Raw genomic sequence first — 21,950 nt, 5'->3', positions numbered from 1 at the left:
CCCATGTCTTTGAAAGTGGAAGAGCTCAAGTCGGCGGTTGAACAGGTGCTCGGTGACAAGCTGGTCAGCACCAAGATCGCCCTGGGCGAGCTGACCATCGTCTGCAAGTCTGCCGATACCGTGGCCGTCATGACCGCCCTGCGCGATCACGAAACCCTGCGTTTCGAACAGTGCATCGACATCTGCGGCATGGACTACAGCACCTATAAAGACGAGCCGCAAGACGGCCCGCGCTTTGCCGTTGTCTACCACCTGCTGTCGCTGCAGCACAATGCCCGCATCCGCGTGCGCATTTTTGCCGAAGACGACGCTTTCCCGGTTGTGCCCAGCGTGAACGCCATCTGGTCTGCGGCCAACTGGTTCGAGCGCGAAGCGTTCGACCTGTTCGGCATCATCTTTGAAGGCCACCCGGACCTGCGCCGCATCCTGACCGACTACGGTTTTGTCGGCCACCCGTTCCGCAAGGATTTCCCCGTATCCGGTCACGTGGAAATGCGTTACGACGCCGCACAACAACGTGTGATCTACCAGCCTGTAACCATCGAGCCGCGCGAAATCACGCCGCGCATCGTCCGCGAGGAGAACTACGGTGGCTGATATCCGTAACTACACGCTGAACTTTGGCCCGCAGCACCCGGCAGCGCACGGTGTGCTGCGTTTGGTGCTGGAGCTGGACGGTGAAGTCGTGCAACGTGCCGACCCGCACATCGGCCTGCTGCACCGCGGTACCGAAAAGCTGGCCGAAAGCAAGACCTTCATCCAGTCCCTGCCGTACATGGACCGTCTGGACTACGTGTCCATGATGTGTAACGAGCACGCCTACTGTCTGGCCATCGAAAAGCTGATGGGCATCGAAGTGCCCGAGCGTGCCCAGTACATCCGTGTGATGTTCGCCGAGATCACTCGTATCCTGAACCACTTGCTGTGGATCGGTGCGCACTCGATCGACATCGGAGCCATGACCATGTTCCTGTACGCTTTCCGCGAGCGTGAGGATCTGATGGACTGCTACGAAGCCGTGTCCGGCGCCCGTCTGCACGCAGCCTACTTCCGCCCGGGTGGTGTTTACCGCGACCTGCCGGACAGCATGCCGCAGTACAAGGCGTCCAAGATCCGCAACGCCAAAGAAATCGCGCGCCTGAACGAAACCCGTGCCGGCACCATGCTCGATTTCATCGAAGACTTCACTAAGCGCTTCCCGGCCTGTGTCGATGATTACGAAACCCTGCTGACAGATAACCGTATCTGGAAACAGCGTACCGTAAACATCGGTATCGTTAGCCCGGAGCGTGCCAAGAACCTCGGCATGACCGGCCCGATGCTGCGTGGCTCCGGCATTGCCTGGGACTTGCGCAAGACCCAGCCGTACGACGTATACGACCGCATGGACTTCGACGTGCCGGTAGGTGTGACAGGTGACTGCTACGACCGCTACCTGGTACGCGTGGAAGAAATGCGTCAGTCCAACCGCATCATTGCCCAGTGTGTGCAGTGGCTGAAGGCCAACCCGGGTCCGGTTATTACTGACAACCACAAGGTAGCCCCGCCTAGCCGCGAAAGCATGAAGTCGAACATGGAAGAACTGATCCATCACTTCAAGCTGTTCACCGAAGGCATGCACGTGCCGGAAGGCGAAGCCTACGCTGCGGTAGAACACCCGAAAGGCGAATTCGGCATCTATCTGGTATCCGACGGCGCCAACAAGCCGTACCGCCTGAAGATCCGTGCGCCGGGTTACGCGCATCTGGCCAGCCTGGATGAAATGTCGCGTGGCCACATGATTGCCGACGTGGTGGCCATCATTGGTACGCAGGATATCGTGTTTGGGGAGATTGACCGCTGATGTTATCCGCAGAATCGCTAGCCAAGATTGATCGCGAGCTGGCCAAGTACCCAGCCGATCAATTCCGTTCCGCAGCCATGTCGGCCCTGCGCATTGCGCTGACCGAACGCCGCGAGACCGGCAACACACCCGAAGAGCGTTGCCTGAACGCCGAGGTCATCGAGTTCGTGGCCAACTACATCGGCATTCCGCCGGTAGCGGCCTACGAAGTGGCCACGTTCTACAACATGTACGACATGAAACCGGTCGGCAAGTACAAGATCACCGTCTGTACCAACCTGCCGTGTGCACTGCAAGGTGGCGTCAATGCTGCCCAGTACATTTCGCAGAAGCTGGGTATCGCCCTGGGCGAAACCTCGGCTGATGGCAAGTACACCCTGCTGGAAGGCGAGTGCATGGGTGCTTGCGGCGACGCGCCGGTCCTGCTGCTGAACAATCACAAGATGTGCAGCTTCATGACCCCCGAAGCAATCGATAAGAAACTGGCGGAGTTGGAATAATGGCAGTCTTCGTCAATGGTGTGATTTTTGAGGGCGTGGACACCGCCGCCCAGGATTGCTGGCGCATCGACGCCTATATGGCACGCGGTGGCTACCAGGCCCTGAAGAAGATCCTGGACGCCAAGATGCCGCAGGAAGACGTGATCGCCGAAGTGAAAAACTCCGGCCTGCGTGGTCGTGGCGGTGCCGGCTTCCCTACCGGTCTGAAGTGGAGCTTCATGCCGCGTTCGTTCCCGGGTGACAAGTACGTCGTCTGCAATACAGATGAGGGCGAACCGGGCACTTTCAAGGACCGCGACATCCTGCTGTACAACCCGCACGCGCTGATCGAAGGCATGATCATCGCCGGCTACGCCATGGGTTGCAAAGCCGGTTACAACTACATTCACGGTGAAATCTTCGAAGCCTACGAGCTGTTCGAAGAGGCGCTGGACGAAGCACGCAAGGCCGGCTTCCTGGGTCAGAACATCCTGGGTACCGACTTCAGCTTCGATCTGTTCGCCCACCACGGCTACGGCGCCTACATCTGTGGCGAGGAAACCGCGCTGCTGGAATCGCTGGAAGGCAAAAAAGGCCAACCGCGCTTCAAGCCGCCGTTCCCGGCCAGCTTCGGCCTGTACGGCAAGCCGACCACCATCAACAACACCGAATCGTTCGCGTCGGTGCCGTTCATCATTCGCGACGGCGGCCAGAAATTCCTGGAGGCCGGCAAGCCGAACAACGGTGGTACCAAGCTGTTCTCGATCTCCGGCCACGTTAATCGTCCGGGCAACTACGAGATTCCGCTGGGCACCCCGTTTGCCACCCTGCTGGAAATGGCGGGCGGCATGAAAGACGGCAAGAAACTGAAAGCCGTGATTCCGGGTGGTTCGTCGGCGCCGGTGCTGCCGGGCGACGTGATGATGGGCCTGACCATGGATTACGACAGCATCTCCAAAGCCGGCTCCATGCTGGGTTCGGGTGCCGTGATCGTGATGAACGAAGACGTCTGCATGGTAAAAGCGCTGGAACGTCTGGCGTACTTCTACCATGAAGAGTCTTGCGGCCAGTGTACGCCGTGCCGCGAAGGCACCGGCTGGCTGTACAAGGTCATCCATCGCATCGCCAACGGCGAAGGCCGTCCTGGCGATCTGGAGTTGCTGGATTCGGTTGGCAACAACATGGCAGGCCGCACCATCTGCGCCCTGGCCGATGCCGCTGTGTTCCCGGTTCGTAGCTTCACCAAGCACTTCCGTCATGAGTTCGAGTACCTGATCGAACACAAGAAGTCGCTGGTGGATCACAAATGGTGTTGAGCGATGCTTGAAATCGAAATCGACGGTAAAAAACTGACAGTCAACCAGGGCAGCACCATCATCGATGCCGCCCATACTGCCGGTACCTACATCCCCCACTTCTGCTACCACAAGAAGCTGTCCATTGCGGCCAACTGCCGCATGTGCCTGGTAGAAGTGGAAAAAGCACCGAAGCCGCTGCCTGCCTGCGCCACGCCGGTAACAGATGGCATGAAAGTGCACACTGCGTCCCCGCTGGCCAAAAAGGCTCAGCAGGGCGTGATGGAATTCCTGCTGATCAACCACCCGCTGGATTGCCCGATCTGCGACCAGGGCGGCGAATGCCAGCTGCAAGACCTGGCCGTGGGCTACGGTAACTCCGGTTCGCGCTACCAAGAAGAAAAGCGCGTTGTGGTGGGTAAAGACATGGGCCCGCTGGTTTCCGCCGAGGAAATGAGCCGCTGCATTCACTGTACCCGCTGCGTACGCTTCACCGACGAAATCGGTGGCTTCCAGGAAATCGGTATGGCCAACCGCAGCGAGTTCTCGGAAATCATGCCTTACCTGGGCAAGACCGTTAACTCGGAAATCTCCGGTAACGTCATCGATCTGTGCCCGGTGGGTGCGCTCACTTCCAAACCGTTCCGCTACAGCACCCGTGCCTGGGAGCTGTCGCGTCGCAAGTCGGTTAGCCCGCACGACGGCCTGGGTGCCAACCTGATCGTTCAGGTGAAGCAAAACCAGGTAATGCGCGTGCTGCCGCTGGAAAACGAAGCCATCAACGAATGCTGGCTGGCTGACCGCGACCGTTTCTCGTACGAAGGCCTGAACAGCGCCGAGCGCCTGCACAAGCCGATGATCAAGTTCGACGGCAAGTGGCACGAAACCGACTGGCAGACCGCGCTGGAATACGTGGTGAAAGGCCTGAACGGTGTATCTGCCGATCACGGCAAGGACGCCATCGGCTTCCTGACCAGTGCACACAGCACCACCGAAGAACTGTACCTGGCCCAGAAACTGGCCCGCAGCTTCGGCGTGAACAACATTGACGCCGCCCTGCGCCGTAGTGACAGCCGTGTGGCTGCCGCTCAGCAAGGTGCGCTGTGGCTGGGTTCTTCCATCGTGGAGCTGGCCGCGGCCAAGTCCATCCTGATGGTGGGCTCCTCGCAGCGTCAGGAACAGCCGCTGCTGGCCTCGCGTATCCGCCAGGCGGTGAAGAAAGGTACCCAGCTCAACGTACTGCACATCGCCGACGACGAGCTGTTTACCGCGCTGAACGCCAAGCTGATCGTGTCCCCGGCTGCGCTGGTGAATGGTCTGGCCCAAGTGCTGAAAGCGGCTGTTGCCGTTAAAGGCGCGGATACCGCACTGGATCTGGCTGCGGCCAACGTTTCGGCCGAGGCGCAAGCCATCGCCGACAGCCTGTGCGCTACCGACAACGCCGCCATCATCCTGGGTAACGTTGCGCAGCACCACCCGGCCTTTGCCGAGCTGCTGGCGCTGGCGCAAGAGCTGTCCCGCGTGACTGGCGCCCGTTTCGGCATTACCGCCGAAGCCGCCAACAGCGTGGGTGCCGACATCGCCGGTGCCAACCCGGCCCGTGGCCCGATGGGCGCTGCCGTGACTGCCGGTCTGTCCGCTGCTGCCATGCTGGCCGCACCGCGCAAGGCTTACTTCCTGCTGAACACCGAAGTGGAAGCCGACACCTACAACGGCCAGCAAGCCGTTGCCGCCATGAAACAGGCGGCTACCGTGATTGCGCTGACCGCCTACAAGGGTGCCGGTCTGCTGGATTACGCCGACGTGCTGCTGCCGATCGCCCCGTTTGCCGAAACCGCCGGTTCCTTCGTGAACATGGAAGGCAAGCTGCAGAGCTTCAACGGCGTGGTGCGCCCGCAAGGCGAAGCCCGTCCGGCGTGGAAAGTACTGCGTGTGCTGGGCAATATGCTGGGTCTGGAAGGCTTCGAGTTCAACGCCGCTGAAGAAGTGCGCGCCGAACTGCTGGCTAAAGGTGATATCGCGGCCAAACTGGGCAATGCGGTACAGGGCGTTGCGGCCAACGTGGCTGCCGCTGCTGCCGGCCTGGTTCGCGCTGGCGAGGTACCGCTGTACCACGCCGATGCCATCTGCCGCCGTGCCGACTCCCTGCAGCAAACCGCCGCCGCCGCGACCCCGGTCGTGAGCCTGAACCCGGCCGATGCCGCCCGTCTGGGCCTGAACGACGGCGACAACGCCGTGGTATCGCAAGGTGAAGCCTCGGTAACCCTGCAAGTACGTGCCGACAAGGCGCTGGCTGAAGGTGTGGTACGCGTTGCTGCGGCCCATCCGGCAACTCAGCAGCTGGGCGGCATGTTCGACCCGATTCAGATCAAGCGAGGTTAATCCATGGAACTTCTGCAAAGTTTGCTGGGTAACGATGCCGGTCTGGCAGTGTGGACACTGCTGAAGATCGTTGCCATCGTTGCTCCGCTGATGATTGGTGTAGCCTACCTGACGCTCGCCGAGCGTAAGGTGATCGGCTACATGCAGATCCGTATCGGCCCCAACCGCGTCGGCCCGAAAGGGCTGCTGCAGCCACTGGCTGACGGCGTCAAGCTGTTGATGAAGGAAATCATCCTGCCGACCCAGTCGAGCAAGGGTCTGTTCCTGGTTGCTCCGGTGCTGGCCATCATGCCGGCGCTGGCAGCCTGGGCGGTGATTCCGTTCAACGACACCATGGTGCTGGCCAACATCAACGCGTCGCTGCTGTACATCATGGCCATCACCTCGATGGGCGTGTACGGCGTGATCGTTGCCGGCTGGGCGGGTAACTCCAAGTACTCCTTCCTGGGCGCGCTGCGTTCGTCGGCACAGATCGTGTCCTACGAACTGGCCATGGGCTTTGCCCTGGTCGGCGTGATGATGGTTACCAGCAGCCTGAACCTGATCGACATCGTCAATCAGCAAGGGCAGGGCATTGCCGGTGGTTCCATCTTCTCCTGGAACTGGCTGCCGCTGTTCCCGTTGTTCCTGGTGTACCTGATCTCCGGCGTCGCCGAGACCAACCGTGCGCCGTTCGACGTGGCCGAAGGTGAATCCGAGATCGTGGCCGGTTTCCACGTGGAATACTCCGGCATGGCCTTTGCCATCTTCTTCCTGGCCGAATACGCCAACATGATCCTGGTGGCGGCACTGACCTCCATCATGTTCCTGGGTGGCTGGCTGTCGCCGTTCCCGGCCAGCTGGGGCGCGCTGGGTACTGCCAGCATGCTGTGGCTGCTGGTGAAGATGTCGCTGGTGCTGTTCTGCTTCCTGTGGTTCCGTGCAACGTTCCCGCGCTACCGCTATGACCAGATCATGCGTCTGGGCTGGAAGGTGTTCATTCCGGTGACGCTGGTTTCGATTCTGGTTCTGGGCGTGTGGATGCTGAGTCCGCTGTCGCTGTGGAAGTGATGGAGCATAAAGCATGGAAATGATCCGCAATTTTTTCAAAACCTTCCTGCTGGTGGAACTGGTGCAGGGCTTGATGGTGACCGGTCGTCACTTCTTTGCCCGCAAGATCACCGTCCAGTTCCCGGAAGAGAAGACACCGATTTCGCCGCGCTTCCGCGGCCTGCACGCCCAGCGCCGTTACGCTAACGGCGAGGAGCGCTGCATCGCCTGTAAGCTGTGCGAAGCGGTGTGCCCGGCCATGGCCATCACCATCGAGTCCGAACAGCGCGACGACGGCACCCGCCGTACCAGCCGCTACGATATCGACTTGACCAAGTGCATCTTCTGCGGCTTCTGCGAGGAAGCCTGCCCGGTGGATGCCATCGTCGAGACGCATATCTTCGAATATCACGGCGAGAAACGTGGCGATCTGTACTACACCAAACCGATGCTGCTGGCGGTAGGTGACAAGTACGAAGCCGAAATCGCGGCCAACAAGGCTGCCGATGCCAAGTATCGCTAAGGGGGATTCATGAGCTTTCAGGCTGTCGTTTTCTATATTCTGTCGGCGATCCTGATCTTCGCGGGTTTCCGCGTGGTGACGGCAAAAAACCCGGTACACGCTGCGCTGTACCTGGTGCTGGCATTCTTCACGGCGTCCGGCCACTGGCTGCTGCTGCAAGCGGAATTCCTCGCGATTGCACTGGTACTGGTGTACGTCGGCGCGGTCATGGTGCTGTTCCTGTTTGTAGTGATGATGCTGGACATCAACGTCGAGAAGCTGCGTGAAGGCTTCTGGCGCCACTTCCCGCAGGCAGCCTTCGTGGCCCTGATCATGGTGGCCGAGATGGTGCTGATTCTGTCCAGCCCGGAAGCCCACCTGGCCGACGTGAAGCCGGCCGCTGCGGCCGCTGCCGCCGGCGAGATCAGCAACGTGAAGGTGCTGGGTCGTCAGCTGTACACCACCTACCTGCTGGCTTTTGAAGCCGCGGCCGTGATCCTGCTGGTGGCCATGGTGGCTGCCATCGGCATCACCATCCGTCAGCGCAAGGACAGCAAGTATGTCGATCCGGGGGTACAAGTACGCGTGCAGAGCAAAGACCGCGTACGTGTCGTGAAAATGGACGCTGTGAAGCGCCAGGACGACGCCGTATCCGATTCTAACGAGCAACAGGCCTGACGGCCGTAGATTGGGAGGACACGTGCTTACACTCACACACTTCCTGGTGCTGGCCGGCATCCTGTTCGCCATCAGCGTGCTGGGTATTTTCCTGAACCGGAAAAACCTCATCGTGCTGCTGATGGCCATCGAGCTGATGCTGCTCGCGGTGAACTACAACTTCATCGCTTTCTCGCACTACCTGTCGGATTCGGCAGGGCAGATTTTCGTCTTCTTCATCCTGACCGTGGCGGCCGCTGAGTCCGCCATCGGTCTGGCGATCCTGGTGGTTCTGTTCCGTAACCTGGACACCATCAACGTAGAAGACTTGGGCAGCCTCAAAGGCTAAAGAAACCGGATTTCAATTCTAAAAAGCACGACAAACATGGATATGAAGAGCTTATACCTGCTGATCGCGCTCTCACCGCTGGTGGGATCGATCATTGCAGGCCTGTTTGGATGGGCGATTGGTCGCCGTGCTGCTCACGTCGTGACGATTCTCGGCGTAGCGGTATCGGCGGTTCTGTCGATCGGCGTACTGAAGGGCTTCCTTGATGGAAGCGCCCAGGTATTCAACGGCCCTGTCTACACCTGGCTGACGGTAGGTGGTTTTGAATTCTCCGTCGGTTTCCTGGTGGACTCCCTGACCGCGATGATGCTGGTGGTGGTAACCAGCGTGTCGCTGATGGTGCACATCTATACCATCGGCTACATGCACGAAGATCCGGGTTACCAGCGTTTCTTCAGCTACATCTCGCTGTTCACCTTCTCGATGCTGATGCTGGTGATGTCCAACAACTTCATCCAGCTGTTCTTCGGCTGGGAAGCGGTTGGTCTGGTGTCCTACCTGCTGATCGGCTTCTGGTTCAAGCGTCCGACCGCCATCTTCGCCAACCTGAAGGCGTTTTTGGTGAACCGTGTGGGTGACTTCGGCTTCCTGCTGGGTATCGGTATGGTGCTGGCTTACTTCGGCGGCTCGCTGAACTACAGCGACGTGTTCGCTGCAGCGCCGGCGCTGGCCAGCAAGACCGTGCAGATCATCCCGGGCGTAGAGTGGTCGCTGATGACCGTTACCTGCATCCTGCTGTTCATCGGCGCGATGGGTAAATCGGCACAGTTCCCGCTGCACGTGTGGCTGCCGGACTCGATGGAAGGCCCGACCCCGATTTCCGCGCTGATCCACGCCGCCACCATGGTGACGGCCGGTATCTTCATGGTGTCGCGCATGAGCCCGCTGTTCGAACTGTCCGACACCGCGCTGAACGTCGTGATGGTGGCTGGTTCGATTACCGCGCTGTTCATGGGTTTCCTGGGCATCGTGCAGAACGACATCAAGCGTGTGGTGGCTTACTCCACCCTGTCGCAGCTGGGTTACATGACTGTGGCACTGGGCGCGTCTGCCTACTCCGTGGCCATGTTCCACGTGATGACCCACGCCTTCTTCAAGGCACTGCTGTTCCTGGCAGCCGGTTCCGTGATCATGGGCATGCACCACGATCAGGACATGCGCAATATGGGTGGTCTGCACAAGTACATGCCGGTGACCTGGCTGACTTCGCTGCTCGGCTCGCTGGCGCTGATCGGTACCCCGTTCTTCTCCGGCTTCTACTCCAAGGATTCCATCATCCTGGCGGTAGAGCACAGCAACCTGGCCGCTTCCGGTTTTGCCTACTTTGCCGTGATTGCCGGTGTGTTCGTCACCGCTTTCTACTCCTTCCGCATGTACTTCCTGGTCTTCCATGGCAAGGAACGCTGGATGGAAGCGAAGCATGATGATCATCACCATCACGACGATGACCACGGTGACGACCATCACCATGGCCTGGGCCCGAACGACAAACCGTACGAATCGCCGTGGGTAGTGACCCTGCCGCTGACGCTGCTGGCCATTCCGTCGGTACTGATCGGTTTCTTTGCGCTGCACCCGCTGGTAGGGGGCGAATTCTTCAAGGGCGTGATCTACACCAACCTGGAGAAACACCCGGGGCTGGAAGCCGCGATGCATCATGCACATGATGCCGTCGCCATGGGCACGCATGCCTTCGTGACGCTGCCGTTCTGGTTGGCCGCTGCCGGCGTTGCCGTGGCCTGGTTCTTCTACATGAAGGCGCCGCATATCCCGGCCGCAATCAAACAGAAGTTCTCTGCCGTGCACACGCTGCTGGAAAACAAATACTACCTGGACGAAATCTATTTCGGCATCTTCGCCAAGGGCTCGCGTGCCCTGGGTACTTTCTTCTGGAAAGTGGGCGACATGCTGCTGATCGACGGCCTGCTGGTAAACGGCTCGGCGCGTCTGGTGGGCTACTTCTCCAGCGTGGTTCGCAAGCTGCAGACCGGTTTCATCTACAGCTACGCCGCCATCATGATTGTTGGCGTGCTGGTGCTGATGACTTACTGGTTCAAGCCGCTGATCCTGCGCTAAGGGTTGGTTACCGGAATCGATTCAACAAATAGGTTATCTATATGTTTTCTAATCCTTTGAGTCTGGTGATCTGGACTCCGATCGTGGCGGGCCTGCTGGTGCTGGCCACCGGCGGCGACCAGCGTGCCACGCTGGCGCGCTGGCTGGCACTGGCTGGCGCCCTGGCGGGGTTCCTGGTGTCGCTGCCGTTGTTTACCCAGTTCAACAACCTGCATGGCGGCATGCAGTTTGTTGAAAACCTGCCGTGGATCGAATCGCTGGGCATTCGTTACCACCTTGGTGTGGACGGCATTTCCATGCTGTTCATCGTGCTCAACAGCTTCACCACGCTGATGGTGGTGCTGGCGGGCTGGGAAGTGATCCAGAAGCGTGCTGCGCAGTACATGGCGGCCTTCCTGATCATGTCGGGCCTGATCAACGGTGCCTTTGCCGCACTGGATGCGATCCTGTTCTACGTGTTCTTCGAGGGCATGCTGATCCCGATGTACCTGATCATCGGTGTGTGGGGCGGTCCGCGTCGCGTGTACGCGTCGGTAAAGTTCTTCCTGTACACGCTGCTGGGTTCGCTGCTGATGCTGGTGGCCTTCATCTACCTGTACTTCCAGGCTGGCAAGACCTTCGACATCCAGGCGTTCCAGGCATTGGCCAAGATCCCGAGTGACGTGCAGATCCTGCTGTTCGTGGCCTTCTTCCTGTCGTTTGCGGTAAAAGTGCCGATGTGGCCGGTGCATACCTGGCTGCCGGATGCCCACGTGGAAGCGCCGACCGGTGGTTCCATGGTGCTGGCTGCCATCACCCTGAAGATCGGTGCTTACGGCTTCCTGCGTTTTGCCCTGCCGATCGTGCCGGATGCAGCCCTGCAACTGGCGCCGATGATGGTAGGCCTGTCGCTGGTGGCCGTGGTGTACATCGGCCTGGTGGCGCTGGTACAGACCGACATGAAGAAACTGGTGGCGTACTCCTCCATTTCCCACATGGGCTTCGTGACGCTGGGCATGTTCCTGTTCACCGGTAGCCAACTGAACACCTGGGCGCTGGAAGGTGCACTGGTACAGATGGTGTCGCACGGTTTCGTGTCTGCCGGCATGTTCTTCTGCATTGGCGTGATGTACGACCGCGTACACAGCCGCAACATCGCCGACTATGGCGGTGTGGCCAACAAGATGCCGATCTTTGCTGCCTTCATGATGCTGTTCGCGATGGCCAACTCCGGTCTGCCGGCAACCTCCGGCTTCGTCGGTGAGTTCATGGTGATCATGGGTGCGGTACAAGTGAACTTCTGGGTAGCCGCCCTGGCCGCCACCACGCTGATCTTCGGCGCCGCGTACACCCTGTGGATGTACAAGCGCGTGATCTTCGGTGATGTGGGTAACGACCATGTGGCCGAGATGCAGGACGTGAACAAGCGCGAGTTCCTGGTGCTGGCCATTCTGGCTATCGCAGTACTGGGTATGGGCCTGTGGCCGAACGTGTTCGTGGAGAAGATGCACCTTTCCGTGAACGACCTGATCGCGCACGTTGCGCAAAGCAAGCTCTAAGCTTACAAGGACAACGCTAATGAATTGGGCTGATCTCAACCTGATGCCGGCATTGCCCGAGATTTTTCTGCTCGGAGCCTTGCTCGTCATCCTGATGCTGGACCTGTTCCTGTCGGACGCCAAACGCGGCGTTACCTACGCGCTGTCGTTGGTAACGCTGGCCGTGGCCGCGTTCCTGCAGGTTTCCACCTTCGAAACCTTTAGCACCATTACCCTCAGCGGCCTGTTTGTCGATGACCCGATGTCGGACATCGTCAAGGTGGCCATGTATGGCGTCACCGCCACCGTACTGGTCTACACCCGTCAGTATGTGAAAGACCGCGGCCTGTTCAAGGGCGAGTACTACACGCTGGCATTGTTTGCCCTGCTGGGCATGAACCTGATGGTGTCGGCTGGCAACTTTATCAGCCTGTACATGGGCCTGGAGCTGCTGTCGCTGTCGCTGGTATCGCTGATCGCGCTGCAGCGTGATTCGGTCAAAGCCACTGAAGCTGCAATGAAGTACTTCGTACTGAGCGCGCTGGCCTCCGGTCTGCTGCTGTACGGCATGTCCATGGTGTACGGTGCGACCGGCTCGCTGGATCTGCCGACCGTGGCCAAAGCCATCACTGGCGGTAGCGCCAACGGCACGCTGCTGGTATTCGGCCTGGTGTTCCTGGTTGCTGGTCTGGCGTTCAAGCTGGGTGCCGTACCGTTCCACATGTGGGTACCGGACGTGTACCAAGGCTCGCCGACTGCGCTGACGCTGATGATCGGCGCTGCGCCGAAACTGGCTGCCTTCGTGTTCGTGATCCGCATCCTGGTGCAGGGCATGGGCGCATTGGTAGCTGATTGGCAGGGCATGCTGATCATTCTGGCCGTGCTGTCGATGGCCATCGGTAACATCACCGCCATCGCGCAAACCAACATCAAGCGGATGCTGGCGTACTCCACCATCTCGCACATGGGCTTCCTGCTGCTGGGTATCCTGGCCGGCACCCCGGAAGGTTACGCGTCGTCGCTGTTCTACGCCGTGATCTACGTGCTGACCACCCTGGTGGGCTTCGGTATCCTGCTGGGCCTGTCGCGCGCCGGTTTTGAATGCGAAACCCTGGACGACCTGAAAGGCCTGAACGGCCGCAACAGCTGGTACGCACTGCTGATGCTGCTGGCGCTGTTCTCGATGGCTGGTATTCCGCCGCTGGCTGGCTTCTACGCCAAGTTCGCGGTGATCCAGGCGATCGTCAACATCAATCTGGTATGGCTGGCTGTGGTGGCGGTGATCATGTCGCTGATCGGTGCCTTCTACTACCTGCGCGCCGTGAAGCTGATGTACTTCGATGATGTGCAGGACAACAGCGCTATCACCATGCCGGCAGACATGAAGCTGGTGCTGTCGGTAAACGGCGTGGCCTTGCTGGTACTGGGTGTGATGCCGGAACGTCTGGTCGCCCTGTGTGTCGAAGCGCTGCAACTGTCGCTTCACAGCCTGTAACCAAGGAACCGTTTCGTGGAAACCAGCGTTATCACTCTGCTCGTACTGGCCTTTATTGCGGCCAACCTGCCATTCGTCACCACGCGTTTGGCCGGTATCAAGAAACTGGCCAGCAAGCATTTCGGCTGGCACTTGCTGGAACTGGTAACGCTGTACCTGCTGCTGGGCTTGCTGTCGCGTGTGCTGGAAGGGCGTTACAGCCCGGTACACGCGCAGAACTGGCAGTTCTACGTCACCACCTTTTCGTTGTTTCTGGTGTTTGCCTTCCCGGGTTTCGTGGCCCGTTACTTCTGGAAGGTGCGCGGTCTGTAAGCCTGACCGCCCCAAGCAAAGCCCGGCATCTGCCGGGCTTTTTGTTTGTTGGCTGCCTGATGACGCCCTATGTTGGCCGCAGCGTGCCCCGCAATGCGATGTGGCATGCAGGTTTCAGCGCAGTAATCGATACGATGTGATGGTCGCCATCGCGCCAGGAGATAACAGCGTGATATGGCAATGGCGCAGCGGCATGCAGTACGCGGCAGTTTGGTCCGTGCGTGTTGGCCGCATCCGTCACGCCATAAATAAACCGCTGCCAGGGCAGCGGTTTTGCATGGGGTGGCGGAGGTCGCTTAGTAAAAGCGCGCTTCGCCTTGTGGCCGGCTCTTGAAGCGTTTGTGTAGCCAGTAGTACTGCTCGGGCATTTCCAGCACCCGCTCTTCCAGAAAGGCATTCATGCGGCGGGTGTCGGCCACCACATCCTCGCTGGGGTAGTTGTCCCAGGCCGGGTACAGGTCCAGCACAAAGCGGCTGCCCACACGGCGGGCGATGGCCGGTACGACCTTGGCGCGGGCCAGGCCGGCAATGCGCGACAGGCCGGTAATGGTGGCAGCATCGGTGGCGAAGAATTTCACGAACACCGAGTCGCGGGCGCCAAAGTCCTGGTCCGGCAGGTACAGGAAGGGCGTGTGGTCCTTGCGCATGGCCTTGATGATGCTGCGCAGGCTTTCCTGACGCGACACGATGTAGGCGTTGTCGAAGCGGTTACGGCCCTTGTAGAACTGCTCGTCCAGCGTCTTGTTTTTCTGGTGCGAGTACACGCTGACCAGCGGTACCTCCAGGTTCAACCGGTAGGCGCACATCTCGAACGCCACAAAATGCGGGTAGAACAGGATCACATCCTCGCCGGCGTCGCGCAGGCGGGTGAGGTTTTCCAGGCCGCGGATGTCCACCAGGCTGCGCAGCCGCTCTGGCGACGACCACCACACCACACCGTATTCCAGTACCAGCTTCATCATTTCAACGAAATGGGCACGGATCAGCTGGCGGCGCTTGGCCGGGCTCATGTCGGGGAAGCACAAGCGCAGGTTGATCAGGCCGACTTTGCGGCGCGATTTGGCCAGCACATAGGCCAGCTGGCCTAGCAGCCAGGCCAGCGCGTGGATCAGGCGGACGGGCAGGAAATGAATCAGCCACAACAGGGCCAGGGCAAGTTTCATCAGACAGCTTTCACTCGGAATCGGGGGCAGGCGCGCCGGCAGGGCGCTTGTAACGGTTGTAACTCCACAGGTACTGCGCCGGCCAGCGGCGAATCAGCTGCTCTACCTGCTGGTTAAGGATGGCGCCATCCTGTGCCTTGTCGCCGCTAAACGGTTGCGTTTGGGGCTGGATGTGGACGGCAAAGCCCTGGCCATCGGGCAGGCGCTCGCCGGCAAACCATAGCACGGTGACGCCTTGCATCTGCGCCAGGCGCGGCAGCAGGCTCATGGTGAACGCCGGGCGGCCAAAGAACGGCGCCCACACCCCTTCGCCGCCACCGGGTACCTGGTCGGGCAGGATGATGGTGGCTTCGCCGGACTTCAGCGCCTTCATCAGGATGCGCACGCCAGCGGGCGTGGCCGGTGCGGTTTTGCCGTTACCGCGCACCCGGCCCTCGTTCATGATCGGGCCCAGCCAGGCCAGCTTGGGTGGCTTGTACATCGCCGTCAACGGAAACGGCAACCGCGCGCTGAGGTAGCGGCCGGCGATATCGTAACTGCCCAGGTGCGGGGTGACAAAGATCAGGCCCTTGCCTTCCGCCAGCGCGGCTTCGACGTGTTCCCAGCCATAACAATGCTTTACCAGCGACACCATGTAGTCCGGTTCGCGGCACCAGGCAATCGCCAGCTCCAGCATGCCCTTGCCGCTTTCTGCGGCAGACTGTTTGACGAGCGCTTGCGAAAGCTGATAACTTCCTGCGATTTTACTCGTGTCGATGTTGTCGCGCAGACGCGCGCGGACGCGAGGCGACGCATAATAGAGCACGCGCCCGAGCAGGCTGCCCAGGGCATGCAGTAGCGGCAGCGGCAACGCGGCGATTGCCTGCAGGATCAAACGTGCGAGTCTAGTCATTGGGCTTGTACGCTATCGAAACGCGCTATTTTACCTTATAACTCACTGGCCATTATCTGGAACGAAGACAATGAGCGAATACCTCTTTACCTCTGAATCGGTCTCGGAAGGTCACCCGGACAAAGTAGCGGACCAGATCTCCGATGCGATTCTGGACGCCATCCTGACCCAGGACAAATACGCCCGCGTTGCGGCCGAAACCCTGGTCAATACCGGCTTGGCCGTACTGGCTGGCGAAATCACCACCACGGCCAACGTTGACTACATCAAGGTGGCGCGCGAAACCATCAAACGCATCGGTTACGACAGCTCCGAGCTGGGCTTCGACTACAACGGTTGCGCCGTGATGGTGTGCTACGACAAGCAGTCGCCGGACATCGCCCAGGGCGTGAACGAAGGCCAGGGCCTGGACCTGGAACAAGGTGCTGGCGACCAGGGCCTGATGTTCGGTTACGCGTGCGACGAAACCCCGACCCTGATGCCGTTCCCGATTTACTACGCGCACCGCCTGGTACAGCGTCAGGCCGAACTGCGCAAGGACGGCCGCCTGCCGTGGCTGCGCCCGGATGCCAAGAGCCAGATTACCTGCGTGTACGACACCGACACCGGTCTGCCCAAGCGCATCGACACCGTGGTGCTGTCCACCCAGCATCACCCGGACGTGGATTACGACACCCTGCGCGAAGCCGTGATCGAACAGATCATCAAGCCGGTACTGCCGGCCGACATGCTGACCGCCGACACCAAATACCTGATCAACCCGACCGGCCGCTTTGTGATTGGCGGCCCGCAAGGCGATTGCGGCCTGACCGGTCGCAAGATCATCGTCGACACCTACGGCGGTGCTGCACCGCACGGTGGTGGCGCTTTCTCCGGCAAGGACCCGTCCAAGGTAGACCGTTCCGCCGCCTACGCTTGCCGCTACGTGGCCAAGAACATCGTGGCTGCCGGTCTGGCCCGCCAGTGCCAGGTACAGGTTTCCTACGCCATCGGCGTGGCGCAACCGACCTCCATCGCGGTGGATACCTTCGGCACCAACGTGATCCCGAACGAGAAAATCGTCGAGCTGGTAAAACAGCACTTCGACCTGCGTCCGAAAGGCATCGTGCAGATGCTGGACCTGCTGCGTCCGATCTACGCCAAAACCGCGGCTTACGGCCACTTCGGCCGCGAAGAGCCGGAATTCACCTGGGAACGCACCGACAAGGTAGAAGCGCTGCGCGCTGCTGCCGGTCTGTAAGCAGCAAGGTTGGCCGCATTCTGCGGCCTGGCCTGCCCACACCGCCCTGCCTGGCCACACGCAGGGCGTTTTCACGTTCGGGCTCCGCGCAAACGGGCCAGCTGCTTTGTATTTTTGCGTGAATTGCGGCCAACCTTTTAACCATCTTCTGCCATAATGTCAGGATTCCGGGGAGCGCTGCGAGGCTAGCCCCCAGGCCCGGAACAGTTCAAAACGGCGCTCACCTGCTTGTTCATCGGCCACCCTACCGGGTAGCCGGAATAACCCGTGCCGGGCACGGGATGCGCGGGTGAGCCATCCCTCCCGGCCTTCGTGATAAAGGATTTGCACGATGGCTGACTTCAACGACTACGTTGTTGCCGATATCAATCTGGCCGCTTGGGGCCGCAAAGAGCTGAACATCGCCGAAACCGAAATGCCGGGCCTGATGGCCATCCGCGACAAGTTCAAGGATGCCCAGCCGCTGCGTGGCGCGCGCATTGCCGGCAGCCTGCACATGACCGTACAAACGGCGGTACTGATCGAAACCCTGACCGCGCTGGGCGCCGAAGTGCGCTGGGCCTCGTGCAACATCTTCTCTACCCAAGATCACGCTGCCGCTGCCATCGCTGCAGCCAACATTCCGGTATTCGCCTTCAAGGGTGAAAGCCTGGACGAGTACTGGGAGTTCAGCCACAAGATCTTCGAATGGCCGGACAACCAGCCCGCCAACATGATCCTGGACGACGGCGGTGACGCCACCCTGCTGCTGATGCTGGGCAGCAAGGCCGAGAAGGACATCAGCGTGGTGGCCAACCCCACCAACGACGAAGAAACCGCGCTGTACGCCGCCATCAAGCGCTACCTGGCCATCGACCCGCAGTGGTACTCCAAACGCCTGCAGCACATCCAGGGCGTGACCGAAGAAACCACCACCGGCGTACACCGCCTGTACCAGCTGGAAAAAGACGGCGCGCTGCCGTTCCCGGCCTTCAACGTGAACGATTCCGTTACCAAGTCCAAGTTCGACAACCTGTACGGCTGCCGCGAGTCGCTGGTAGACGGCATCAAGCGCGCTACCGACGTGATGATCGCCGGTAAAGTGGCCGTGGTGCTGGGTTACGGCGACGTGGGCAAGGGTTGTGCGCAGAGCCTGCGTGGCCTGGGCGCCACCGTATGGGTCACCGAAATCGACCCGATCTGCGCGCTGCAGGCGGCGATGGAAGGCTACCGCGTGGTACGCATGGACGAAGTGGCCGACCAGGCCGACATCTTCGTGACCACCACCGGTAACGTCGGCGTGATCACCCACGACCACATGGCCCGCATGCGCAATAACGCCATCGTGTGCAACATCGGCCACTTCGACAGCGAAATCGAAGTCGCCAGCCTGCGCCAGTACCAGTGGGACAACATCAAGCCGCAAGTCGACCACATCATCTTCCCGGACGGCAAGCGCATCATCCTGCTGGCCGAAGGCCGTCTGGTGAACCTGGGTTGCGCCACCGGCCACCCGAGCTTCGTGATGTCCAACTCCTTCACCAACCAGGTGCTGGCCCAGATCGAGATCTTCGCCAACCCGGGCAAGTATGAGAGCAAAGTGTACGTGCTGCCGAAACACCTGGACGAGATGGTGGCCCGCCTGCACCTGGAGCGCATCGGCGCGCGCCTGACCGAGCTGACCGACCAGCAAGCGGCCTACATCAGCGTGGCCAAAGAAGGCCCATATAAGCCGGCACACTATCGTTATTGATATTTGATGTCAGCGTGAAACGGGCAGGGCAGTAGAATGACCTGCCCGTTTTTGCGGCCAACGTTGGCCGCACCCCGTCAGCGGCGAAGACCGGCACGGGTAGCCAGGGATCATCACAGACTAATCGCTAGAGTTCGCCATGACAGAACGTAACCGTACCTTCAGTTTCGAGTTTTTCCCGCCGCGCACCCCGGAAGGCGTGGCCAAGCTGCGTACCACGCGCCAGCAACTGGCGCAGTTCAATCCCGAATTTTTCTCCGTTACCTTTGGCGCCGGCGGCACCACGCGTGATGGCACGCTGTCCACCGTGCTGGAGATCCGCAACGAAGGCTACGCGGCCGCACCGCACCTGTCTTGTATCGGCTCTACCCGCGACAACATCCGCGCCATTCTTAACGAATACCGCAACCACGGCATCCGTCACATCGTGGCCCTGCGCGGCGACATGCCGTCCGGCATGGTGGAGGCGGGCGAATTCCGCTACGCCAACGAGCTGGTGGCTTTCATCCGTGAAGAACACGGCGATCACTTCCATATCGAAGTGGCGGCCTACCCGGAGTTCCACCCGCAGGCCAAGTCGGCGGAAGACGACATCAACAATTTTGTGCGCAAGGTGAAAGCCGGCGCCAACTCGGCCATGACGCAGTACTTCTTCAACGCCGACGCCTACTTCCGTTTTGTGGACGAGGCGCAGGCGCGTGGCGTGGATATCCCCATCGTGCCGGGCATCATGCCGATCGCCAACTTCGGCCAGCTGTGCCGTTTTTCGGACATGTGTGGTGCCGAAGTGCCGCGCTGGCTGCGCCTGCGCATGCAAGCTTATATGGATGACAGCGCATCCATCCGCGCGCTGGGCCTGGACGTCGTGACCGAGCTGTGTGACCGCCTGCTGGCCGGGGGCGCGCCGGGCCTGCACTTCTACACACTGAACCAGGCCGGTACCGTGTCCACCATCTGGCAGCGCCTGGGCCTGTAAGCCCGCCCTGCCTTCGCGCAGCATGTGACGAACGACAAACCCTGTTTGCAGTGCAAACAGGGTTTTTGCTTTCAGCGGGCGGTGTGAATGGTACAGCCTGGGTGGTGAGGCGTGGCTTGGCCTTGTGTGCCGTGTGGTCCGCCGCGGGCAACCCGCCTGGCTGGCGGCGTCACGCCGATGCACCAGGGTTGGCCGCATGGCCGGCAACGCGGTTACGCCCCTGCTGCTTGGCACGTTGCAGGCACTGTTCGCTGTCTTGCAGCAGGTCTTCCAGTACCGGGTGTTGCGCGGCGTCGTAGCTGCAGGCGCCGATACTGACCGTGATGCAGGTGGACACCGGCGATGCGGGGTGGGGAATGGCCAGCTGCCACACTGCCAGCCGCAGATTGTCGGCCAGGGCCAGGCTGGTCTGCTGGTCGACGCCTGGCAGCAGCACGGTAAAGCGGTCGCCGCCTGCGCGCGCCACCAAACCGTTCTTGGCGGGGAAGTGCTGTTGCAGCAAGGCGGCGAGCCGGATCAGGCACTGGTCGCCTTCTGCATGACCAAAGCGGTGGTTGTAATCCCGCAACAAGTCCACGTCTATCTGTAGCAAGGACAGGGCCTTGCCTGTGGCCTGAGCCTGGCGGAATGCCTGTTGCAACTGCTGTTGCAGGTGTTTGTTGTTGCCCAGCCCGGTCAGGCCGTCGATATTGGCCATGCCGTCCAATCTGGCTTGTGCGTCTGACAGCTGCTGTCGGGTGTGTGCCAGCTGTGCCAGCGACTGCTGTTGCAACAAGGCTGTGCTGAGCATGTCGCTGAACAGGCGCATCAGCGTCAGCTCCTTGTCTTGCCAGTCGCGCTTTTGCAGCACGGTATCGCAGCCGAAGAAACCCAGTATCTGCCCCTGGTACGCCAGTGTGACGACGGCGATGCTCTGGATGCCGTGCTTGCTGAAACGCTCGCGTTCGCTAAGCCCTTCTGGTGGCATGTCATCCAGCTGGCTCAGGGCCACCAGATGTTGCTTAAGCAATTGCGGTACAAACCAGGCCGAGTCGTGCAGCGGGTAGCTTTCATACAGGTGGGCGGTGCTGGGGATGCCGCTGCGGCACCATTCCTGCGTATGGTGGATGCGCATGGCAGGGCTGACACGGAACAGATAGCAGCGGTCGACATCCAGCAGCGAACCGATGCGCGCCAGTGCAATGGCGATTTCTCCGGCCAGACTCTGTGGGTTCTGTTGAACCAGTCGCCCGGAGAGTTCGGCAATCAGCTGATGAAAGCGCGATAGTTGTTCCAGCTCTGCGGTGCGCATGGCGAGCAGGCTGGAGAGGTGGTCGCGCTGTTGCCCGAGCTCGGTTCTTTCACGCAGCCATTGCTGGGCCTGATGGGCTTGCAGTTGCCGATGATGCGCGAAGCTTTGTTGTAACAGGGCAATTTCGTCCTGTGCGGACGGCAGGCTGGACGTACTGTCGTGCCAGTGTGCGGCTTGTGTCAGTAATGGCGTACTGATTTGTCGTTGCAGAAAGCGATAGCCAGCCATGCTGATGAGTACCAGCCCCAGGACCAGCTCTCCGAATGCGATCAGTAGCCGCTGCCACTGTTGCTCTTCCAGACGCTGCCAGGACAAGCCCAGACGCAAGGCAGCCAGCGCATGACCTTGTTCGTGCTGCCCGCTCAGCACCGGTAGTTCGATCTGGTGGCTAACCGGGCTAGGGTTGCCCAGTTGCAGCAGAACTGTGCCCTTGGGGTTGAGCAGCGTGACTTCTGCCACGCCGTCGATGGTTAGCAGGCCCTGCAGCAATTGTCGGGTGGTGGCGGTATCAACATCCCATACGCTTTGGGCCAGCAAAGGCATGAATTGCTGCTCGATGCGCAAGGGAATGGCAGCCAGCTGTTGCTGCTGCTGCACGTTACCTAGGTAGAGGTGTAGCCCGAGCAAGACGGCAATATAGCCGGCCATGCACGCCAGCATGCGCAGCAGCCATTGCAGGGCCAGCGGTTTGGCCAGTTTCACGGTGCTTATTCCGGAAGG

Annotated in this window: 19 protein-coding genes and 1 riboswitch; of the genes, 16 read left to right on the top strand and 3 right to left on the bottom strand. The window is 60.4% G+C overall.

The window, feature by feature from the left end; genetic code table 11:
- Nucleotides 1-3 precede the first annotated feature (3 nt).
- Genes FLQ03_RS10225 through FLQ03_RS10165 form a run of 13 tightly spaced genes read left to right on the top strand, consistent with a single transcriptional unit; the run spans nt 4 to nt 13,936 of the window.
- A complete protein-coding gene (locus tag FLQ03_RS10225; protein ID WP_144373435.1) occupies nt 4-597 on the top strand; it encodes an NADH-quinone oxidoreductase subunit C in 594 nt (197 codons plus the stop codon).
- Nucleotides 590-1,843 (top strand): NADH-quinone oxidoreductase subunit D, encoded by a 1,254-nt coding sequence (locus tag FLQ03_RS10220; protein WP_144373434.1) that lies wholly within the window; start codon nt 590-592, stop codon nt 1,841-1,843. Before FLQ03_RS10225 ends, FLQ03_RS10220 begins: the two co-directional genes overlap by 8 nt.
- Nucleotides 1,843-2,343 (top strand): NADH-quinone oxidoreductase subunit NuoE, encoded by a 501-nt coding sequence (gene nuoE, locus FLQ03_RS10215; RefSeq protein WP_144373433.1) that lies wholly within the window; start codon nt 1,843-1,845, stop codon nt 2,341-2,343. The genes FLQ03_RS10220 and nuoE overlap by 1 nt, the downstream gene beginning before the upstream one ends.
- The gene (gene nuoF / locus FLQ03_RS10210) at nt 2,343-3,638 is read left to right on the top strand and encodes an NADH-quinone oxidoreductase subunit NuoF (RefSeq protein ID WP_144373432.1); all 1,296 of its coding nucleotides are present in this window, start codon (nt 2,343-2,345) and stop codon (nt 3,636-3,638) included. The genes nuoE and nuoF overlap by 1 nt, the downstream gene beginning before the upstream one ends.
- Nucleotides 3,639-3,641: 3 nt before the next feature.
- On the top strand, nt 3,642-5,999 hold the full coding sequence (nuoG, locus tag FLQ03_RS10205; RefSeq protein ID WP_144373431.1) for an NADH-quinone oxidoreductase subunit NuoG: 2,358 nt from the start codon (nt 3,642-3,644) through the stop codon (nt 5,997-5,999).
- Between the two features lie 3 nt (nt 6,000-6,002).
- Nucleotides 6,003-7,049 (top strand): NADH-quinone oxidoreductase subunit NuoH, encoded by a 1,047-nt coding sequence (nuoH, locus tag FLQ03_RS10200; protein ID WP_144373430.1) that lies wholly within the window; start codon nt 6,003-6,005, stop codon nt 7,047-7,049.
- 22 nt (nt 7,050-7,071) lie between these two features.
- A complete protein-coding gene (gene nuoI / locus FLQ03_RS10195) occupies nt 7,072-7,551 on the top strand; it encodes an NADH-quinone oxidoreductase subunit NuoI (protein WP_197693963.1) in 480 nt (159 codons plus the stop codon).
- Between the two features lie 9 nt (nt 7,552-7,560).
- Nucleotides 7,561-8,208 (top strand): NADH-quinone oxidoreductase subunit J, encoded by a 648-nt coding sequence (locus FLQ03_RS10190; RefSeq protein ID WP_144373429.1) that lies wholly within the window; start codon nt 7,561-7,563, stop codon nt 8,206-8,208.
- Nucleotides 8,209-8,230: 22 nt separating this feature from the next.
- Complete coding sequence (nuoK, locus tag FLQ03_RS10185; protein ID WP_144373428.1) at nt 8,231-8,536, top strand: NADH-quinone oxidoreductase subunit NuoK; 306 nt, start codon at nt 8,231-8,233, stop codon at nt 8,534-8,536.
- A 36-nt stretch (nt 8,537-8,572) separates the two neighbouring features.
- The gene (gene nuoL / locus FLQ03_RS10180) at nt 8,573-10,612 is read left to right on the top strand and encodes an NADH-quinone oxidoreductase subunit L (RefSeq protein ID WP_144373427.1); all 2,040 of its coding nucleotides are present in this window, start codon (nt 8,573-8,575) and stop codon (nt 10,610-10,612) included.
- Nucleotides 10,613-10,653: 41 nt separating this feature from the next.
- Nucleotides 10,654-12,150, top strand: coding sequence for an NADH-quinone oxidoreductase subunit M (locus FLQ03_RS10175; protein ID WP_144373426.1), 1,497 nt, complete (start codon nt 10,654-10,656; stop codon nt 12,148-12,150).
- Between the two features lie 19 nt (nt 12,151-12,169).
- Nucleotides 12,170-13,624: an NADH-quinone oxidoreductase subunit NuoN gene (gene nuoN / locus FLQ03_RS10170; protein WP_144373425.1), complete on the top strand. Its 1,455-nt coding sequence runs from the start codon at nt 12,170-12,172 to the stop codon at nt 13,622-13,624.
- A 15-nt stretch (nt 13,625-13,639) separates the two neighbouring features.
- A complete protein-coding gene (locus FLQ03_RS10165) occupies nt 13,640-13,936 on the top strand; it encodes a DUF2818 family protein (RefSeq protein WP_144373424.1) in 297 nt (98 codons plus the stop codon).
- A gap of 296 nt (nt 13,937-14,232) precedes the next feature.
- On the opposite strand, the gene FLQ03_RS10160 is transcribed toward FLQ03_RS10165, so the two are convergent.
- Nucleotides 14,233-15,099, bottom strand: a complete 867-nt coding sequence (locus FLQ03_RS10160; RefSeq protein WP_144373423.1) for a lipid A biosynthesis lauroyl acyltransferase — start codon at nt 15,097-15,099, stop codon at nt 14,233-14,235.
- A 10-nt stretch (nt 15,100-15,109) separates the two neighbouring features.
- Nucleotides 15,110-15,991: a lysophospholipid acyltransferase family protein gene (locus FLQ03_RS10155; protein ID WP_144373422.1), complete on the bottom strand. Its 882-nt coding sequence runs from the start codon at nt 15,989-15,991 to the stop codon at nt 15,110-15,112.
- Between the two features lie 70 nt (nt 15,992-16,061).
- On the opposite strand from FLQ03_RS10155, the gene metK reads away from it, so the two are divergent.
- The 3 genes from metK to metF all read left to right on the top strand — a co-directional run bounded on the left by metK (nt 16,062) and on the right by metF (nt 19,939).
- A complete protein-coding gene (gene metK, locus FLQ03_RS10150) occupies nt 16,062-17,231 on the top strand; it encodes a methionine adenosyltransferase (RefSeq protein WP_144373421.1) in 1,170 nt (389 codons plus the stop codon).
- Between the two features lie 163 nt (nt 17,232-17,394).
- Nucleotides 17,395-17,460: riboswitch (S-adenosyl-L-homocysteine riboswitch) on the top strand.
- Nucleotides 17,461-17,562: 102 nt separating this feature from the next.
- Complete coding sequence (gene ahcY / locus FLQ03_RS10145; protein WP_144373420.1) at nt 17,563-18,963, top strand: adenosylhomocysteinase; 1,401 nt, start codon at nt 17,563-17,565, stop codon at nt 18,961-18,963.
- A 139-nt stretch (nt 18,964-19,102) separates the two neighbouring features.
- Nucleotides 19,103-19,939 carry a methylenetetrahydrofolate reductase [NAD(P)H] gene (metF, locus tag FLQ03_RS10140; RefSeq protein ID WP_144373419.1) on the top strand — a complete coding sequence of 279 codons (837 nt, stop codon included), beginning with the start codon at nt 19,103-19,105 and terminating at the stop codon, nt 19,937-19,939.
- 169 nt (nt 19,940-20,108) lie between these two features.
- Here metF and FLQ03_RS10135 read toward each other — a convergent pair whose 3' ends face one another.
- Nucleotides 20,109-21,932 (bottom strand): sensor domain-containing diguanylate cyclase, encoded by a 1,824-nt coding sequence (locus FLQ03_RS10135; RefSeq protein WP_144373418.1) that lies wholly within the window; start codon nt 21,930-21,932, stop codon nt 20,109-20,111.
- Between the last annotated feature and the right edge of the window lie 18 nt (nt 21,933-21,950).

The organism is Vogesella urethralis (assembly GCF_007644045.2).
GTDB lineage: Bacteria > Pseudomonadota > Gammaproteobacteria > Burkholderiales > Chromobacteriaceae > Vogesella > Vogesella urethralis.
Note: the sequence above shows the minus strand (reverse complement) of the source record. Positions and strands in the feature narration are given on the sequence as shown.

Excerpts from the sequence above, each read along its gene's own strand:
- FLQ03_RS10175 (WP_144373426.1), top strand. The coding sequence starts at position 10,654 with ATGTTTTCTAATCCTTTGAGTCTGGTGATCTGGACTCCGATCGTGGCG.
- metF (WP_144373419.1), top strand. The coding sequence starts at position 19,103 with ATGACAGAACGTAACCGTACCTTCAGTTTCGAGTTTTTCCCGCCGCGC.
- FLQ03_RS10190 (WP_144373429.1), top strand. The coding sequence starts at position 7,561 with ATGAGCTTTCAGGCTGTCGTTTTCTATATTCTGTCGGCGATCCTGATC.
- FLQ03_RS10155 (WP_144373422.1), bottom strand. The coding sequence starts at position 15,991 with ATGACTAGACTCGCACGTTTGATCCTGCAGGCAATCGCCGCGTTGCCG.
- nuoL (WP_144373427.1), top strand. The coding sequence starts at position 8,573 with ATGGATATGAAGAGCTTATACCTGCTGATCGCGCTCTCACCGCTGGTG.
- nuoG (WP_144373431.1), top strand. The coding sequence starts at position 3,642 with ATGCTTGAAATCGAAATCGACGGTAAAAAACTGACAGTCAACCAGGGC.
- FLQ03_RS10160 (WP_144373423.1), bottom strand. The coding sequence starts at position 15,099 with ATGAAACTTGCCCTGGCCCTGTTGTGGCTGATTCATTTCCTGCCCGTC.
- nuoE (WP_144373433.1), top strand. The coding sequence starts at position 1,843 with ATGTTATCCGCAGAATCGCTAGCCAAGATTGATCGCGAGCTGGCCAAG.
- nuoN (WP_144373425.1), top strand. The coding sequence starts at position 12,170 with ATGAATTGGGCTGATCTCAACCTGATGCCGGCATTGCCCGAGATTTTT.
- FLQ03_RS10225 (WP_144373435.1), top strand. The coding sequence starts at position 4 with ATGTCTTTGAAAGTGGAAGAGCTCAAGTCGGCGGTTGAACAGGTGCTC.
- ahcY (WP_144373420.1), top strand. The coding sequence starts at position 17,563 with ATGGCTGACTTCAACGACTACGTTGTTGCCGATATCAATCTGGCCGCT.
- nuoH (WP_144373430.1), top strand. The coding sequence starts at position 6,003 with ATGGAACTTCTGCAAAGTTTGCTGGGTAACGATGCCGGTCTGGCAGTG.
- metK (WP_144373421.1), top strand. The coding sequence starts at position 16,062 with ATGAGCGAATACCTCTTTACCTCTGAATCGGTCTCGGAAGGTCACCCG.
- nuoF (WP_144373432.1), top strand. The coding sequence starts at position 2,343 with ATGGCAGTCTTCGTCAATGGTGTGATTTTTGAGGGCGTGGACACCGCC.